The organism is Saccharopolyspora sp. NPDC002686, from assembly GCF_040295745.1.
Taxonomy (GTDB): Bacteria; Actinomycetota; Actinomycetes; order Mycobacteriales; family Pseudonocardiaceae; genus Saccharopolyspora; species Saccharopolyspora oryzae.
Genome location: NZ_JBEOVY010000004.1, coordinates 1 through 16,924, shown reverse-complemented (window position 1 = coordinate 16,924; position 16,924 = coordinate 1). Strand labels below are relative to the sequence as shown.

The 16,924-nt window shown below is 70.1% G+C and carries 14 protein-coding genes; 7 read left to right on the top strand and 7 right to left on the bottom strand.

What is annotated here, in order from left to right; genetic code table 11:
• Positions 1–39 precede the first annotated feature (39 nt).
• Positions 40–1,908, bottom strand: a complete 1,869-nt coding sequence (locus ABTZ89_RS01145) for an HSP90 family protein (RefSeq protein ID WP_351038738.1) — start codon at positions 1,906–1,908, stop codon at positions 40–42.
• Positions 1,909–2,361: 453 nt separating this feature from the next.
• On the opposite strand from ABTZ89_RS01145, the gene ABTZ89_RS01140 reads away from it, so the two are divergent.
• On the top strand, positions 2,362–3,927 hold the full coding sequence (locus ABTZ89_RS01140; protein ID WP_351038736.1) for an alkaline phosphatase D family protein: 1,566 nt from the start codon (positions 2,362–2,364) through the stop codon (positions 3,925–3,927).
• A 39-nt stretch (positions 3,928–3,966) separates the two neighbouring features.
• Here the strand turns inward: ABTZ89_RS01140 and ABTZ89_RS01135 are convergent, their stop codons facing one another.
• The gene (locus ABTZ89_RS01135) at positions 3,967–5,007 is read right to left on the bottom strand and encodes an Lrp/AsnC family transcriptional regulator (protein WP_351038734.1); all 1,041 of its coding nucleotides are present in this window, start codon (positions 5,005–5,007) and stop codon (positions 3,967–3,969) included.
• Between the two features lie 114 nt (positions 5,008–5,121).
• Here ABTZ89_RS01135 and ABTZ89_RS01130 point away from each other — a divergent pair, with 114 nt between their 5' ends.
• The 3 genes from ABTZ89_RS01130 (at position 5,122) to ABTZ89_RS01120 (ending at position 9,099) form a co-directional block, all read left to right on the top strand.
• A complete protein-coding gene (locus ABTZ89_RS01130) occupies positions 5,122–6,327 on the top strand; it encodes a M20 metallopeptidase family protein (RefSeq protein ID WP_351038732.1) in 1,206 nt (401 codons plus the stop codon).
• The gene (locus ABTZ89_RS01125; RefSeq protein WP_270949210.1) at positions 6,324–7,637 is read left to right on the top strand and encodes an MFS transporter; all 1,314 of its coding nucleotides are present in this window, start codon (positions 6,324–6,326) and stop codon (positions 7,635–7,637) included. The genes ABTZ89_RS01130 and ABTZ89_RS01125 overlap by 4 nt, the downstream gene beginning before the upstream one ends.
• Before the next feature lie 169 nt (positions 7,638–7,806).
• A complete protein-coding gene (locus ABTZ89_RS01120) occupies positions 7,807–9,099 on the top strand; it encodes a PucR family transcriptional regulator (RefSeq protein ID WP_351038729.1) in 1,293 nt (430 codons plus the stop codon).
• Between the two features lie 76 nt (positions 9,100–9,175).
• Here ABTZ89_RS01120 and ABTZ89_RS01115 read toward each other — a convergent pair whose 3' ends face one another.
• The 5 genes from ABTZ89_RS01115 to ABTZ89_RS01095 form a co-directional block, all read right to left on the bottom strand.
• Positions 9,176–10,603, bottom strand: coding sequence for a phytoene desaturase family protein (locus ABTZ89_RS01115; RefSeq protein ID WP_351038727.1), 1,428 nt, complete (start codon positions 10,601–10,603; stop codon positions 9,176–9,178).
• Positions 10,600–11,352, bottom strand: a complete 753-nt coding sequence (locus ABTZ89_RS01110; protein WP_351038794.1) for a DUF3556 domain-containing protein — start codon at positions 11,350–11,352, stop codon at positions 10,600–10,602. Before ABTZ89_RS01110 ends, ABTZ89_RS01115 begins: the two co-directional genes overlap by 4 nt.
• Positions 11,309–11,539, bottom strand: a complete 231-nt coding sequence (locus ABTZ89_RS01105; protein WP_351038725.1) for a DUF3556 domain-containing protein — start codon at positions 11,537–11,539, stop codon at positions 11,309–11,311. Before ABTZ89_RS01105 ends, ABTZ89_RS01110 begins: the two co-directional genes overlap by 44 nt.
• 89 nt (positions 11,540–11,628) lie before the next feature.
• A complete protein-coding gene (gene tnpB / locus ABTZ89_RS01100) occupies positions 11,629–12,993 on the bottom strand; it encodes an IS607 family element RNA-guided endonuclease TnpB (protein ID WP_351038723.1) in 1,365 nt (454 codons plus the stop codon).
• Positions 12,994–13,086: 93 nt separating this feature from the next.
• Positions 13,087–13,965: a class I adenylate-forming enzyme family protein gene (locus ABTZ89_RS01095; protein ID WP_351038721.1), complete on the bottom strand. Its 879-nt coding sequence runs from the start codon at positions 13,963–13,965 to the stop codon at positions 13,087–13,089.
• Positions 13,966–14,195: 230 nt separating this feature from the next.
• Between ABTZ89_RS01095 and ABTZ89_RS01090 the strand changes: the two genes are divergently transcribed.
• The 3 genes from ABTZ89_RS01090 (at position 14,196) to ABTZ89_RS01080 (ending at position 16,860) form a co-directional block, all read left to right on the top strand.
• Positions 14,196–14,588: a VOC family protein gene (locus ABTZ89_RS01090; protein ID WP_270949205.1), complete on the top strand. Its 393-nt coding sequence runs from the start codon at positions 14,196–14,198 to the stop codon at positions 14,586–14,588.
• Positions 14,589–14,716: 128 nt separating this feature from the next.
• Positions 14,717–15,868 (top strand): ATP-NAD kinase family protein, encoded by a 1,152-nt coding sequence (locus tag ABTZ89_RS01085; RefSeq protein WP_351038718.1) that lies wholly within the window; start codon positions 14,717–14,719, stop codon positions 15,866–15,868.
• Positions 15,865–16,860, top strand: a complete 996-nt coding sequence (locus ABTZ89_RS01080; protein WP_270949203.1) for a thiamine pyrophosphate-dependent dehydrogenase E1 component subunit alpha — start codon at positions 15,865–15,867, stop codon at positions 16,858–16,860. Before ABTZ89_RS01085 ends, ABTZ89_RS01080 begins: the two co-directional genes overlap by 4 nt.
• Positions 16,861–16,924: the final 64 nt, after the last annotated feature.

The following is a 16,924-nucleotide window of genomic DNA, read 5'->3' as shown; positions in this document are numbered from 1 at the left end:
TTTCCCGAAAACCCGTGGTGCTGCGCGCGAACGGCCGGTTCAGCCCGTGACGCCGACGCTGAGCTGGATGAGGTCGCTCATCGCGGTGGTCAGCACGGTCCGGTCGGTCTTCGACAGCGGCCGGTGCCCGGCCAGCAGGGCCTGGACGTAGACCAGCCGGACGCTGCGGTCGAAGACGACCTGATCGTCCACGTTGGACAACTGACGGATCATCGTGTTCTGCCAGTTCAAGCACAGCCGCGCGGTGGTGCCGCGGGAGGCGAGCCCGGGCTTGCCCGCGGTGATCGCGTCCACCCCGCCCAGCACGTCCGCCCACACGCCGGGTGCCGAATCGCGCACCTCGGTGCGCTCGATCCGGCGGATGGCCGCGGCGTCAGCGACGTGGAGAGCGCTCACATCACCGGGCCGGAACGATCGGACCACCGCTTCGCAGCCGAGCTCGGCGAGCACCGCGGACGCCCGGCGCTCCAGCGCGCTGGTGCTGCTCCGGTCGTCCATCGGCGGCGGGGCGAGCTCGTCCAGGATCGAGCCGACCTGCACCTGCTCCACCGTGACGTCCTCGACCAGCAGCGGCAGGCGCCGCAGCAGGTCCGACTCGTAGGTGTAGCCGCCGTTGATCACCGGGTGCTCGGTCGGGACCACCGCCGCGATCTGCCGGAACTCGTCGACGGTCTCGACGTAGCGGACGTGCCGGGACTGCTCCAAGTAGTCGTGCACGGTCATCCGGCCGACCGAGGTCTCCACGGTCAGCCACGGCAGCACCGCCGCCGCCAGGTCGTCGTCGTGCACGGCCATCGACTTCAGGCCCAGGTCGTGGACGGCGACGAACCGTTCGAACCGGGCCGGCCGGGTGGTGGCCTGCTGCACGATCCAGCGCCGCAGCGCCTTGCCGATCTCCTCCCGGGTGTACTCCAGCGCCTCGTCGGCGACCAGCTGCTCCCGGGACGCCGTCGGGTGCAGGCCCTCGGTGTTGATGACGCAGCGCACGAAGTGGGCCCACTCCGGCAGCAGCTCGGAGAGGTCCTCGCCCAGCAGCATCCGGCCGAGGTAGAGCTCACCGCTGCGCCGCGCACCGGGCGGCGGTGCGTACGGCAGCACGTAGGCGACGCCTTGCGTGCCGGTGGCCGGGACGGACAGCTCGATCGTCTCAAGTGGACGGTGCTGGATCAGCTCTTCGCCGAACTCCTCCAGCGCCGCAGCCGCCGAGCGCTCGTCCGCCGGCCGCTCCTGCGGCAGGAACAGCGCCAGTTCGTTGGCGGTGTCCCAGGCGTCGTCGGTGCGCCGGACCCGCACCTCCACCGGCAGGTAGCGGCCGAACCGTCGGGCCAGCCGCAGCACCTTCTCCGGTGCGAGCAGGGCCGCGTCGTCCGGCCGCGGGGACAGCCGCACCTCGGTGCCGATCGCCAGTCCGGCGGCCTCGTCCTCCGGCAGCTCCCGGATCGAGAAGGTTCCATCGGCCGCGCCGGCCCACTCCACCGGCGGGTGCCCGTGCACCGATCGGCTGCGGACCACGATCCGGTCGGACACCATGAAGCAGCTCAGCAGACCGATGCCGAACTGGCCCAGGTAGTCCTCGTCGCGGAGGTTCAGCACGTCGTCGCGCTTGGAGCTGCGGCCCACCGTCGCGAGCAGCTCACCGGCTTCGGCCGCGCTCAAACCCTGCCCGGAGTCCCGGAAGACGAACTCCTCCGGTGAATCCGGGATCGTGCCCACCGGGAAGATCTCGATGCTTCCCCGCGCCTGCTGCCCGGAGACCTTCGCGCGAGCGGCGATCGCATCGCGCCCGTTCTGCAGCAACTCGCGCAAGTAGACGTGCGCACCGGAGTAAATGTGCCGGCCCAGCAGATCGACGACTCCACCGAGGTCCACCTGGAACGGGCGCGCATTCGAGCCCTCGGTGTCTTGCATCCAGAATTCCCCTTCCGCACCGCGCACGCTCTTGATCATACGCGGGCACCCCCACCGTCCCGACCATCCCCGATGCGCGCAACCAGCGGTATCGGAGTCGAATCGTGCCTGGTAGAACGGTTTTCGCGAGCGCACCACCAACCAACGTAGGTAGCCGTACCCGACATCGACGACGATTCCCCGCAGCGTAACGAGTTCATCACGCGGCACTCGGCAAAAGCGCGGAGGAAAATCACCCGAGCGGAAATGCAGGCGGAATGGGAACTGAATGCACGCAGCGTCCATTCCGCGAACACACTCCGTACACATTGGAGGGTGATGCGCGCGACGATCACGCCCGCGTACATCGAAGGGTCAACACCGGTTCGCCCGGCGGCCATCTGGTGGATCTACCGTGCACCGGCCTCCACCGATTCCGCGCGGTACCTCCGCGCACGGCTCACAAGGGGAAGCATGACAGCGAATTCCGGTTCGACCCCGTCCCGCCGCCAGGTCCTGTTAGCCGGCACGGCAGCACTCGGCGCCGCAGCGCTGACCAGCACCGGTCTCGGCTCCACCGCGAGCGCCCTGCCCGGCGCGGGGCGGGTGATCCGCTCGCCGTTCACGCTGGGCGTGGCGTCCGGGGATCCACTGCCGACCGGCGTCGTGCTGTGGACCCGGCTGGCCACGGATCCGCTCGCCGAGGACGGGCTCGGCGGGATGCCCGACCAGATCGTGCCGGTGCAGTGGCAGATCGCCGAGGACGAGGGCTTCCGCAAGGTCGTGGCCGAGGGCGCCACGCAGGCCCGGCCGGAATCCGCGCACTCCGTGCACGTCGAGCCGTCCAACCTCCAGCCGGCCACCGAGTACTACTACCGCTTCCGGGTCGGCAACGAGCTCAGCCCGGTCGGCCGCACCAGGACCGCGCCGCGCTCCGGCGCGCAGCTCGACCGGTTCTCCTTCGCCTTCGCCAGCTGCCAGAACTTCCCGGTCGGCCACTTCAGCGCCTACTCGCACATGGCCCAGGAGGACCTCGACCTGGTGGCCTTCCTCGGCGACTACATCTACGAAGGCGGTGCGGCGGGCACCATCGGCCGCCCGCACGCGCCCGCGCGCGAGACCTTCGACCTCGCCGACTACCGCATCCGGCACGCCCAGTACAAGACCGACCCGGACCTGCAGGCCGCGCACGCCGCGTTCCCGTGGGTCGTGGTCTTCGACGACCACGAGGTGGAGAACAACTGGGCGGGCGACCGGTCCCAGCCCGACAGCGAACCCGACCAGGACCCGGCGGTCTTCCGCAAGCGCCGCACCGACGCGTTCCAGGCCTACTACGAGAACATGCCGCTGCGCGAGACCCAGCACGTCCAGGGCGCGAACATGCGCCTGTACCGGCGGCTCACCTTCGGCGACCTGGTGGACTTCCACCTGCTCGACACCCGCCAGTACCGCGACTTCCAGGACCAGGACAAGCGGCTGGACCCCGAGCGCACCATCCTGGGCGCCGAGCAGCGGGACTGGCTGCTGCGCAACCTCGGCGGCCGGACGGCGCGCTGGAACGTCCTGGCGCAGCAGGTGTTCTTCTCGCAGCGCGACTTCACCTCGGGCGACGACGACTCCTTCAGCGATGACGCCTGGGACAACTACGTCGCCGAGCGCAACCTGGTGCGCGACCGCATGGCGCAGGCCTCCAACCCGGTGGTGATCACCGGTGACGTGCACGCCAACTACGTCTGCGACGTCAAGGCCGACTTCGACGACCCCGCCTCGGCGACGGTGGCCACCGAACTGGTCGGCACCTCCATCACCTCCAACGGCAACGGCGTCGAGCAGAACCCCGGCGACGCGGTCCAGCTGCAGGAGAACCCGCACATCAAGTTCATCAACCGGCACCGCGGCTACGTCCGCAACACGATCACGCCCTCGTCGTGGACGGCCGACTACCGGGTCCTCGACTACGTGGAGACGCCCGGCTCGCCCATCCGCGACCGGGCCCGCTTCGTGATCGACGACGGCAAGCCCGGCGCGAACCTCGCCTGACCCCCGGGGTGGCGGTTCGTCCGGAGCCGCCACCCCGCGTCACGCCGAGCCGGCCCGCAGGTCGCCGGGCAGCGGGATGACTTCGCCGGTGCACCGGCCGTCCGGGTGCATCAGCCAGCCCACCCGCTTGCGGGTGCGCAGGATGACCGAGCTGTTCAGGACCTGCCCCGTCGGCATCAGGCGTTCGAGGTGCGCCTGCATGGCCAGCAGGTCCGTCATGTCCGCGGTCCAAGCGTTGATCACGAGGTTCGCCGACCCGGTCACCGACATGCACAACCGCACCCGGGAGTCCTCCCGCAGCCGCGAGATGGTCTCCGCCAGCGCGCTGCTGGGCAGCCGGCACCACCAGATCACCGCCATCGGCCACCTGGTGTGCAGCTGCGCGACCTCGCACCGCATCCGCAGCGTCCGCGAGTGCAGCAGCGCCGCCAACTGGCGGCGGACCGTTGAGGTGGGGCGGCCGACCTTCTCGGCCAGCTCCGCGGCGGTGGCCCGGCCGTCGTGGGCGAGTTCGGCCACCAGCGGCCCGTAGATGTCGGGCCGGAGGTAGATCCGCTCGCTGGACCGGTCCTGCTCGGTGCGCCCGGTGCGCAGGACCTCCTCGCGCTGCGCCCGGTCCAGGGCGTCCAGCTGCCACTGGCTGCCTTCGATGTGCATCTTGGCGCCGATGTGCGAGTGCAGCGAGGCCACGCCGGGCAGCGCCGGGAGTTCGTCGAGCAGCAGCGCGGACAGCTTCTCGAACGACGCGGCCGACACCGTCACCAGCAGGTCCCGGCCCTGCGCGGCGTACTCGATGTTGTGCACCCGCGGCATCCGCTCCAGCTTGCGCGCCACCGCCTCCACCGAGCCCGGGGCGCAGTTCATCTCGACCAGGGCGACCATGGCCCCGCCCGCGAGCTCGCCGTGCAGGGGGTACGCGGTGATCCAGGCCAGCCCGGCAGCCCGCAGCCGTGCCCAGCGCTGCGCCAGCACCGTCGGCGAGGATCCCAGCGCCGGCGCTAGCGCGGCCCACGGAGCTCGAGGCCGCAGCTGCAGGGCGTGGATGAGCGCCAGATCGTCCTCCGAGAAGTCCTCGTGCACGCTTCTCCCCCGTGCTCGACATCGGGTGAGCGAATCCAGCGGAATCTCCGCCTCCCCGGCTTGCGTGCGCAGACTCTACCCAGCTCAAGGACGAGATGAGGAAGGTGCACGACGTTGGACCTGTTGGACGACGCCCGGTCGCTGCAGCCGGATCTGGTGCGGCTGCGCGAGGACCTGCACCGGGTTCCCGAGGTCGGGCTGCAGCTGCCGCGCACCCAGGAGCGCGTGCTCGAAGAGCTGCGCGGGCTGCCGCTGGAGATCAGCACCGGCAGCAGCACGACGTCGGTGACCGCGGTGCTGCGCGGGACCGGATCGGATGCCGCAGCGAGCGCGCGGCCCACCGTACTGCTGCGCGGGGACATGGACGCGCTGCCGATCGAGGAGCGGTCCGGGGAGGACTTCGCCGCCACCAACGGCGCGATGCACGCCTGCGGGCACGATCTGCACACGGCCGGCCTGGTCGGCGCGGCGCAGCTGCTCAGCGCGCACCGCGACCGGCTGGCCGGCGATGTCGTGTTCATGTTCCAGCCCGGCGAGGAGGGCTACGACGGCGCGCGGGTCATGCTCGACGAGGGCGTTCTCGATGCCTCCGGGCGTCGCCCCGACCACGCCTACGCGCTGCACGTCGTGCCCCACCGGCTCCCCGCTGGACTGGTGTCCGGCCGCGCCGGAGTCACGTTGTTCGCCTCCTACACGTTGGAGGTCGTGGTGCGCGGCACCGGTGGGCACGGCGCGACACCGCACGAGGCTGCGGACCCGGTCGTCGCGGCCGCGGAGATGGTCGGCGCCCTGCAGACCGCGGTGACCCGCTCGTTCAACGCGTCCTCTCCGGTGATCGTCACGGTCGGGATGCTGCGCGCGGGCACCGCCGCCAACATCATCCCGGACACCGCGCGCTTCGAAGCGACCGTCCGCACCGTCGACCCCGGTGCCGAACCGCGGCTGCGGGCGGTGTTCACCCGGTGCTTGGAGGGAATCGCGGCGGCGCACGGCGTCCGCGTGGACGTCGACCTGGTCGCGGGCTATCCGGCCACCGTCAACGACGCCGCGGAGGCCGAGTTCGCCGGTGGTGTCGTCCGCGAGCTGTTCGGCGCGGAGCACTACCGCGCCGAGGAGCACCCGACGCAGGGCTCGGAGGACTTCTCCCGGGTGCTGCAGGACGTCCCCGGCGCACTGCTGTTCCTGGGCGCGCACGCCCCGGGAGCGGTCCCCGAAAACGCCGCGGCGAACCACTCGCCGATGGCTCGTTTCGACGGTTCGATGGTCGGCCGGGCGTCCGCGCTCCTGGCCGGTCTCGCAGCGGAAAGGCTGGGCGCATGAGCACGTTCCCGCTCTCGCGGCGCAAGGTCCTGGTCGGACTCGGCCTGGGCAACGCCATCGAGTGGTACGACTGGGGCGTTTACGCGACGTACTCGGTGTTCTTCGCCTCCCAGTTCTTCACCGGTGGCAGTGCGGCGTCGAACCTGCTGAGCACGCTCGCGGTCTTCGCCATCGGCTTCGTGGCACGGCCGATCGGCGGGATGTTCTTCGGCTGGATGGCCGACCGGGTGGGCCGCAAACCCGTCCTGACGCTGAGCATCGGGATGTCGGCCGGGTCGTGCTTCCTCATCGCGCTGTGCCCGACGGCGCACCAGGTGGGGCTGCTCGCACCGACGCTGCTGGTGCTGGCGCGGCTGGCGCAGGGCCTGGCGCACGGCGGTGAACTGCCGTCGGTGCAGACCTACCTCGCGGAGGTCGCACCCCCGCAGCGGCGCGGGCTGTGGTCCAGCGTGATCTACGTGTCCGGCGGGATCGGGACGTTGTTCGCGCTGGGACTCGCCGGCGTGCTCTCCGCGGTGCTGACGCCGGAGCAGATGGGCGAGTTCGGTTGGCGCATCCCGTTCGCGCTCGGCGGTTTCCTCGGGTTGTACGCGCTGGTGCTGCGCCGGAAGTTCACCGAGACCGAGATCTTCACCGCCAACACCCCGAGCGAGGAGCAGGCCGCCCCGAAGCGTTCGACGCTGCAGCAGCTGCGGGCCAACATCAAGCCGATGCTGCAGGTGGTGGGCATCAACCTCGGCGGCACGATCGTCTACTACGTGTGGGCCATCAACGCCCCCACCTTCGCGATCTCCCAGCGCGGCACCGACCCGACGGGCGCGATGCTGGCCGGTGCCGGCGCCACGGCGCTCTACGTCGCGGCGATGCCGTTCTGGGGTTGGCTCTCGGACAAGATCGGGCGCCGCCGGCTGCTGCTGATCGTCTGGCCGGTGTTCCTCGTCCTGTTCTACCCGTTGAACCTGATGATCCAGGGCGAGGTCTGGCAGCTGTTCGTCGCGATGTCCATCGGCGTGGTGCTCAACGGCGTGCTCAACGCGATCGGACCGGCGATCACCGCGGAGCTGTTCCCCACCGGGATCCGGGCGCTCGGCCTGGCCGTGCCCTACGCGCTGACGGTCGGGCTGTTCGGCGGAACCGCGCCGTACATCCAGACCTACCTGTCGGAGCAGGGGTTGTCAGGCCTGTTCAACGCCTACGCGATCTTCCTCGGTGTGCTGACGCTGATCACGTTCTGGCTCCTGCCGGAGACCAAGGGCGCCAAGCTGGCCGGTGACGAACGGCCCACCGCGCAGGTCGCCGAACGATCCTGACCGCCGTCGACCGCCGGCCGGGCACAGCCCCGCCCGGCGGTCGACGGCGTTGTCGATCGTGCACAACTGGTCCTCCGAGCTTCGTCAGCGCCGGACGTGGAGACCCGGGCCAGCGGTGCACTACCGTTGGACAACTGCTGCCGCGGGATCGGGCGAAGAGGTGACGGCGTTGTCCAGGGCACCAGTCGCATCCGGATCGGACGGGGACATCCTGGCGCTCGTCTCCGAGACCGCACGGCGGTTGAACGCGCGGCAACCGCGGATCGCCAGGGACATGAGCGACCGGCTCGCTCGCGAGATCGACCGGTTGGACGTCGACCAGCACCTGGTGGAGCTGCTGCACGCCAGCGTGGACGCCAACACCAAGACGATCGTCCACGTCCTGACCAACCACATCCCGATCGACCACCTGCAGCCGACGACCGCAGCCGTCGAGTACGCGCTGCGGCTGGCGCAGCGCGACATCCCGGGCAACTCGCTGGTGCGGGCCTACCACATGGGGCAGGACTACTTCATCCAGCGCGTCTTCGAGGAGGTCCAGGGCCTCGACTGCGCCGCCGAGGTGAAGTTCGAGGTGCTGCGCCACATCTCGCAGGTGGTCTACCAGTACATCGACTGGATCTCGCTCTACGTCATCGACGCGTACTCCGAGGAGCGGGAGCGCTGGAACAACGCCCGCGGCAACGTGCAGTCCTCGCTCGTCCACAAGATCCTCGCGCAGCAGCCGGTCGAAGCGTCGACCTTCGAGGCCGAAACCGGCTACCGGCTGGGCCAGTTCCACCTGGCCGCGGTCGTCTGGAGCACCCGCCCCGAGGAGGGTGCGGGCGACCTCCGCGCGCTGGAGGAGTTCCTGCGCTCGCTCGCGGCGCGGTGGGGCGCGGGCAGCCCGCCGATCATCACCGCGGTGGACCGGAGCACCGCCTGGGGCTGGATCCCGATGGGACGCCGGCAGCGCGCCGTCGACGTGGACGAGGTGCGGCGAGCTGCCGAGGACGAACCCGGCTGCCGGATCGCGTTGGGCTTGCCCGCTTCGGGAACGGCCGGCTTCAAGCGCTCGCACGAACAGGCCCAAGCGGCCAGAGCTGTGGCCCTCGCTTCGGCCGGCCGGACATCCGCTGCGGTCAGCTTCGGCGACCCGGGGGTGGCGATCGTTTCCCTGCTCGCCAAGGACATCGAGTCCACTCGGCTCTGGGGCTCGGAGGTGCTGGGCCGATTGGCCTGCGACGACGAGAACGCCGCCGTGCTGCGCGAGACGCTGCGCGTGTTCCTGCTCAACGGCGAGAACTACGGCCGGACGGCGGAGGAACTGCTGCTGCACCGCAACACCGTCAAATACAGGCTCGGCAAGGTCTTCGCCGACGGAGCAAGCCCGTCCACCCACGACCGGCTCGACGTGGCCCTCGCCCTGCAGGTCTGCCACTTCCTCGGCCCGCGAGTCCTGCGCCCCACGACCGCCGTCTGACGACCACCTCAACCTCCCGTGCCGCAATTTCCATTGAAATCGCGGGTCCGATTTCAATGGAAATTGCGGCGCGTCGTCAGGTGCGGTGGCCGCCACGCAGGTACTTCAGGGCGCGGGCCGCGGCGTGCGCGCCGCACATGCCGTGCGCTCCGGGACCGGGTGGGGTGGCCGCGGAGCAGATGAAGTGCCCGGGCAATCCGACGTCGTACGGGTTGAACGTCGGGCGGGGGCCGAACACGAGCTGCCGGAAGTCCTTCGCCCCGGTGAGGATGTTGCCGCCCACGTAGTTCGGGTTGTGCTCGGCGAATCCGGTGGTGGTGCGCACCGCGGTGCCGATGATCCGCTCCCGGAACCCGGGGGCGAAGCGCTCGATCTGCGCGATGATCGCTTCGGTCGCGTCGCCGGTGTAGCCGTTCGGCACGTGCGCGTAGGTCCACACCGGGTGCACGTCGCCGACCGAGCGCTGCGGGTCGGCCAGGTACTGCTGCCCGACGAGCGCGAACGGCCGCTCCGGCATCCGGCCCGCGTGGATCTCCCGCTCGGTGGCGGCGATCTCGGCGAACGTGCCGCCGAGGTGGACGGTGCCCGCCCGTCGCGCCGGCTCGGAGGTCCACGGCACCCCGCCTTCGACGGCGAAGTCCACTTTGAACGCACCCGGCCCGTAGCGGAACCGGCGGTAGGCCCGGGCGATCCGGTTCGGCAACCGGTCGCCCAGGATCTCGGCCACCGCGGTCGGGGCGAGGTCGAACATCGTCACGTCGCTGTTCGGCAGGTCGGAACCGGAGCGCACCCGGACCCCGGTTTCGATCTTGCCGCCCAGGTCGAGCAGCAACGCGGCCAGCGCGTCGGTGATCGACCTGGAACCGCCGGCCGCCACCGCCCAGCCGTGCCGGTGCCCCGCGGTCAGGATGCCCAGCCCGATGCTGGTGCTCAGCGGGCGGTCCAGGGGCTGGAAGGCATGCGCGGCCACTCCGCCGAACAGCGCCTTCGCCTGCTCCCCGCGGAAGATCTCCGTCAGCACCGACGCCGGCAGGAGCGCGGGGATGCCGAAGCGGGCGAGCCGGAGCGGATGGCGCGGAATCCGCAGCAGCGGCCCGAGGATGTCCTCGGACAGCACGTCGTAGTCAGCGGCCGGCCCGGCGAACAGCCTCGACCAGCGGCTGTCGTCCGCACCGAGACCGGCGGCCGTCCTGGCGACGGAGCGGTGCAGCACCCCGGCCGTGCCGTCGTCGAGCGGGTGCACGCAGTCGATCTCGGGAAACCGCCACTCCAGGCCGTACCGGCCCAGGTCGAGGCGTTGCAGGAAGCTCGACCCGACGGCCATCGGATGGGTCGCCGAGCACTGGTCGTGCAGCAGACCCGGGAGGATCGCCTCGGCGGTCCGGGTGCCGCCGCCGATCTCGTCGGCCGCCTCCAGCACGGTGACCTGCACACCCGCCTCGGCGAGGGCGACTGCGGCGGCGAGTCCGTTCGGGCCGCTGCCCACCACGACCGCCGCACTCATGCCGAGCTCCCCATCGCCGGATCCGCTGCACCGCTCTCGCGCACCGACAGTAGTCCGCCCGCGCGCCTCCAGCTGACGTCGCGCGGGATCGGGCCGTTGGGCAGCCACGGCTGCTCGGCGACCGCGTCGGCGACCTTCCAGCTGCCGCGTTCGACCACGCCGAGCGCGGCGTCGATCACCTGGTAGCGCTGGATCCCGGAGTGGATGGGCTGGGATTCGACCCACACCACGACCAGCTCCCCCGGCGCGAACCCGACCCGGCTCTGCACCGCCCGGATCAGGCTCTCGTCGTGCAGGTGCCCGTCGCCGAAGTTGAACCCGATCAGCGAGTTGCAGACGAACTCGGCCCCCCGCACGGTCCGCTGGTCGAGGTCGGGCAAGCTGTCCAGCAGCACCGAGAACAACCCGCGCCCCTGGCTGTGCATCGAGCGCCAGGCGATCGTCTGCTGCATCGTGATCTCCGCAGCGGGCGCCGGGTACCCCATGGCCAGCAACTGGTCGAGCTGGTTCGCGGTGGGGCGGTGCGCGATCGAGTTGAGCTTCTCCTCCGCACCGGGCGCGAAGGCCCACAGCGCCGAAGCCCAGTTCCCCGCGTACTGGCGCATCGACGGCAGGAACGACACCAGGTCCGGCCGCAGGTTGCCCAGGACGGGGAAGAGCACCAGCCCGGCGACGATGCCCGCGGTCAGCCACGGCGAGGACATGTCACCGAGCCCGTAACCGGCCCCGGCCGGGAAGCCGAGGAACAGGAAGACGGCGGCGTAGGCGAACAGGACGTTCCACTCCAGCGGTACCGCCAGCGGGAAACGTCGAGGTGATGAACAGGTGGAACAGCACCATCAGCACCACACCGGCCGAAGTCAGCCAGCGGTTGGTGGACAGCAGCAGCACCAGCGGTGTCGCGATCTCGACCAGCGTGCCGCCGACGTGCGCCATGAAGGTCGCCAGCTTCGACGGACGCAGGTCGTGCGGGAAGTTCCGTGCCTTCGGTGAGCCCGTACCGTTCGGAAAGCGTGTGAAAACGTTCACCGAGCCAGCGCGTTGCCGTGCTGACGTTGGCCCGCACCAGAAGGTCCGGGTCTTCCCGTGGCAATACCCGCAGCGTCCCATGGGGCCGTCTTGGGTGGGTTTCCATCGGGTTCGTTTAGCCTCGCCCCGCAACTCGGGGAGGAGGCCTCGCGCTCAACAAGGGCAGCGAGGTTGCGTGCGGCGTTGAGATCTCGATCCAGGACCAGGCCGCACGCGTGGCAGTGGTAGGTGCGTTCGGACAGGCGCAGTTTGGCTTTCACCACACCACAACCCGAACACGTCTTAGAACTCGGAAACCAACGGTCCGCGATGTGCACCTTCACGCCGGACCAGGCGGCTTTGTACTCGACCTGACGACGCAACTCGGCCATGCCGACCCCCGCCACATCGCGCGCCAGCCGCCGGTTTCGCATCATCCCGGCGACGTTGAGGTCCTCGATCACGATCGCACCATGCTCCCTCACCAGGCGGGTAGAGAGCTTGTGCAACCCGTCGCGGCGCGCGTTGGCGATCTGGGTGTGCAGACGCGTGATCCGAGCCTGGGTCTTGCACCACCGCGATGACGGCTTCTGCTTGGTTCGTTTGTCCGGACCGATTCGACGCGCGGCTTGGCGTTGCAGCCGGCAGAGCTCACGCTGCGCAGCTTCCAGGTGTTTGGGGTTCGCGATCACCTCACCGGTGGACAACACCGCAAGAGATTTCACTCCAAGGTCCACGCCGACACTCGAGTCCGGGCGCGCGGATGGAGGGTCCGCGCGCTGGATCTCCACCGAAAACGACACGAACCACCGACCGGATCGGAAAGAGACGGTCGCTGACCGGATCCGGGCAGTGCCACGATCCACATGCCGCGCCAGCTTCCGGGTGGATTCGAGAGTGCGCACCGTGCCGATGCGGGGCAGTTTCACATGCCGACGGTCACGGTCGACCAGGCCGAAGCTCCCGGTGGTGAACCGGCACGACAACACACTGCGCTTGCCCTTGCAACGTGGGAACCCCAGCGGGCGGCCTTTTCTCTTGTTGTTCCTCGAGGCATCCCAGTTGGCCAGTGCGGTCGCCAGATTCGCCAACCCTGAGGCGTAGGCTTCCTTGGAGTTTTCCGGCCACCACGGCGCAATCTCGGCCTTCACGGTGTTCCAGTCTTTCCGCAGCGAATAAGCAGACCAATTCACCAACGGAGTCAGCTTCTCGGACGGGATACCGTAGGACTTCTCCGCCCGACGCTGTTCCAGATTGGCCCTGATCCGGTTCAGGCCCCAGTTGTAGGCGAAACGCTGCGCACCGCAATGCGATCGCAACGCTGCTTCCTGGGAAGGGTTGGGGTCCAGCGCGAACCGATACGCCTGAATCGTGACTGTCACCGCAACACCCCGGGCTCGGCCGCGCGCACCATGCCGTCCTCGACCTCTCCGGGGTTGAACATCACACACAAAACCTAACAGAAACACACTGATTCACACAAAATCGCGAACAGTCGACAACCCCTCGACGAGCGGGAATCCGAACCGCGCCTCGCAGCGTTCGAGCAGTTCCCGCGACACCGGAGCCGCACCGCACACGGCGAACCGGACCGACGAGGTGTCCGCGGAGAGCTCGTCGGGGAGTTCGGCCAGGCGCGCGTAGATCGTCGGCACGGCGGAGAAGTAGGTCGGCCGGTGCTGCTCGACGGCGGCGAGGAAGGACCTCGGGTCGAACCGCTCCAGCACGGTGAGCTGCCCGCCGCGCAGCATCATCGTCAGGAAGCTGACGCAGATCGCGTTGACGTGGAACAGCGGCAGGACCAGCAGGCAGTGGTCGGCATCGGTGGCCCCGAAGTGCCCGGCCATCGTCGACGCCATCGCATCGAGGTTGGCGTGGTCGAGCATCACCCCCTTGGGGCGACCGGTGGACCCGCTGGTGTACACCAGCAATGCCAGTTCGTCCGGTTGAACCTCCCGCTGCGGCGGGATTCCCCTTGGCTCGCAACGCATCTCGTCGACGTGGACCACGGAGAGCCCGGCGCTCGGCGCGGCCGGCCCGCTGTTGAGCACGAGACGAGCGCCGGAGTCGCGCAGCTGGTACCCGGCTTCGCTCTCGGTGAAGGACGGGTTGATGGGCGTCGCGGCGGCGCCGAGGCGCCAGGCCGCGAGCAGCCCGATGAGCAGCTCGACCCGGTTCGGCAGCATGACGGCGAGGACGTCGCCCGGGCCGACACCGCGCTCGGCGAGCTCCTCGGCGAACGCCGCAGCCCGCTGCACGACCTCCGCGTAGGTGAGGTCGTTGCGGCCATCCCTCAAGCACGGTCGGCCCATGGCTGATTCGGGCAGATTCCACGGCAGGTATCCGACGCTCACGTGTCACCTCTGAGACGCGAAGACTTCATGTGACGCCGAACACTAGGGGCGCCGGTGGCGCATTCCTATATCCAGCATCGACGAACTCCCCGATCCGCCTTGTCGACCGTTCACAACCGCGCCCACCACGACGACTCCCGAGCAGTCCACACTGGACTTCGCTGATACCGGCGGCCCGTGCGACGCCGCGAGCAGGAGACCGCCCCGATGCCCGGCCTAAGATCGGCTGGATGCGGATCGACCTCGTCACGATCATCGTGGCCGACTACGACGAAGCCATCGACTTCTTCGTCCACTCCCTGGGCTTCGAACTCGCCGAAGACTCCCCGTCGCTCACCAACGACGGACGCCCGAAGCGCTGGGTCGTGGTCCGCCCACCCGGCGCCGGCACGGGGCTCCTGCTCGCCCGGGCCGACGGCGACCACCAGTCCGCCGCCGTCGGGAACCAGGTCGCCGGCCGGGTGGGCTTCTTCCTGCAGGTCGAGGACTTCGACGAAGCCTTCGCCAGGATGTCGGCGGCCGGCGTCGAGTTCGTCACCGAACCCCGCACCGAGCCCTACGGCCGAGTAGCGGTGTTCCTGGACGTCGCCGGCAACCGCTGGGACCTCCTCGGCCCGCGCTGAGCACCGCCCGTCCGGGCTGCAACCCCCTGCAACCCTTGCCGCGAGAGGCCCCGGAGCGTCTGCTGGAGAGGTCCGCGATGTGACCCCGGTTACACATCGCGGCTACCGGCGGGTAGCGGGGAGGCGGCGTGGCGCAGAGCGGCTCGAACAACGGTCACCACCCCTGGCGACCGGTCACGGCGAGCAGCCGGGACGCGGCGATCGGGGTGATCGTCAACCCCCTCTCGGGTCGAGACATCCGGCGCGTGGTGGCGCAGGCGTCGGTGTTCCCGAACGCCGAGAAGGCCAACATGGTGCTCCGCATGGTCGCCGCCGCCGGCGCGCTGGGGCTCGGCCGGGTGCTGGTCTCCACCGACGATTTCGGGGTGGCGGCAAGCGTGCTGCGAGGTTCCCAGCAGCACTCCGCCCAGACCGACCACTGGCCCGAGCTGACCTTCTGCGAGCTCGACCCCCTGACCGGCACCGCCGAGGACACCAAGCAGCTGGTTCGCCGCATGCGCGCCGACGGTGCCGGGGTGATCGTCGTGCTGGGCGGCGACGGCACGGTCCGGGCCGCCGCGAGCGAGGTGGGTGGCACACCGCTGCTGCCGCTGAGCACCGGGACCAACAACGCCTTCCCCCAGATGTGGGAAGCGACGGTGGCCGGTGTGGCGGCCGCGCTGGTCGCGCGCGGCGACGTCGACGTGCGCAGCGCGACGCAGCAGGCGAAAGTGCTGGAAGTGCAGTGCGGCACGGCCACCGAGCTCGCGCTGGTCGACGTGTGCGTGTCGGCGACCGCGCAGGTGGGTGCGCGGGCGCTGTGGAAGCCCGAGACCTTGCGCGAGCTGTACTGCGCCTTCGCCGAGCCGCACGCGATCGGCCTGTCCAGCATCGCCGGGCAGCTGCTCCCCACGACCCGCGACCAGCCGCACGGGGTGGCCGTGCACTTCGCCACCGGATCCGCACCGCAGTACCGCGTGCTGGCGCCGATCACCCCGGGCAAGCTCACCGCCCTCGACGTCTCCGCCGTGCAGCACCTCCCGCTGGGCGAGCCGGTCGCCAGCCACGTCCCCGCGGGCACGGTCGCCCTCGACGGCGAGCGCGAGTGCGAGTTCGGGCCGGGCGATGAGGTGACCGTGCGGCTGACGAACCGAGGACCGCGCGTGCTCGACGTCCAGGCCGTGCTCGACACGGCTGCGCGGCGCGGGCTGCTCCGCAGCGGCTCCCCCACTGTCCCCGAGGGCGCCACCGGGGTTGATTCGTGGCGCGTTCCACCGAGCGACGGAGGAAGCCACCGATGACCGAGACCGTGTCAGCGAAGCCGGCCGGGGCCCTGGACGAGGCCGGTCTGCTCGCCGCGTACCGCACGATGCGGACCATCCGCGCGTTCGAGGACCGGGTCCACCAGGAGTTCGCCAAGGGCGACATCCCCGGCTTCGTGCACCTCTACGCCGGGGAGGAGGCCTCGGCGACCGGCGTGTGCCAGCACCTGGACGGCCGCGATTCGATCGCCAGCACCCACCGCGGCCACGGGCACTGCATCGCCAAGGGCGTGGACGTCCGCGGGATGATGGCCGAGATCTACGGCCGCAAGACCGGGTCCTGCCAGGGCAAGGGCGGCTCGATGCACATCGCCGACCTCAGCAAGGGCATGCTCGGCGCCAACGGCATCGTCGGCGGCGGCCCGCCGCTGATCTGCGGCACCGCGCTGGCCGCCAAGCAGCAGGGCACCGGCGGCGTCGGGGTGGCGTTCTTCGGCGACGGCGCCAGCAACCAGGGCACCACGCTGGAGGCGCTCAACCTCGCCTCGGTGTGGAACCTGCCGGCGATCTTCGTCGCGGAGAACAACGGCTACGCCGAAGCCACCTCGGCCACCTGGTCGGTCGCGGCGGACAACATCGCCGACCGCGCCGCCGGGTTCGGCATGCCCGGGGTCATCGTCGACGGCTTCGACTTCTTCGCCGTGCACGAGGTCGCCGGTGAGGCCATCGAACGGGCCCGCAACGGCGGCGGACCGACCCTGATCGAGGTCAAGTTCACCCGCTACTACGGGCACTTCGAGGGCGACCAGCAGGCCTACCGGGGCGACGAGGTGGCCCGCGCCCAGGAACAGCAGGACTGCCTCAAGGCCTTCCGCAACCGCGTCACCAGCTCGGGCGCGCTCGCCGGTGAGCAGCTCGACGAGGTCGACCGGGAGGTGGCGCAGCTGATCGAGGAGTCCGTCGAAGCGGCGCTGGCGGCTCCGAAGCCCACCCGCGAGGACCTGGAAACCGACGTCTACATCTCCTACTGACACGGGAAGGTTCACATGGCACGCAGCATCAGCTACCGGGAAGCGCTCAACGAAGCGCTCGTGC

Coding starts and splice junctions, on each gene's coding strand:
- ABTZ89_RS01145 (WP_351038738.1), bottom strand. CDS start 1,908: ATGCAAGACACCGAGGGCTCGAATGCGCGCCCGTTCCAGGTGGACCTC.
- ABTZ89_RS01140 (WP_351038736.1), top strand. CDS start 2,362: ATGACAGCGAATTCCGGTTCGACCCCGTCCCGCCGCCAGGTCCTGTTA.
- ABTZ89_RS01125 (WP_270949210.1), top strand. CDS start 6,324: ATGAGCACGTTCCCGCTCTCGCGGCGCAAGGTCCTGGTCGGACTCGGC.
- ABTZ89_RS01115 (WP_351038727.1), bottom strand. CDS start 10,603: ATGAGTGCGGCGGTCGTGGTGGGCAGCGGCCCGAACGGACTCGCCGCC.
- ABTZ89_RS01105 (WP_351038725.1), bottom strand. CDS start 11,539: ATGGCGCACGTCGGCGGCACGCTGGTCGAGATCGCGACACCGCTGGTG.
- ABTZ89_RS01090 (WP_270949205.1), top strand. CDS start 14,196: ATGCGGATCGACCTCGTCACGATCATCGTGGCCGACTACGACGAAGCC.
- ABTZ89_RS01080 (WP_270949203.1), top strand. CDS start 15,865: ATGACCGAGACCGTGTCAGCGAAGCCGGCCGGGGCCCTGGACGAGGCC.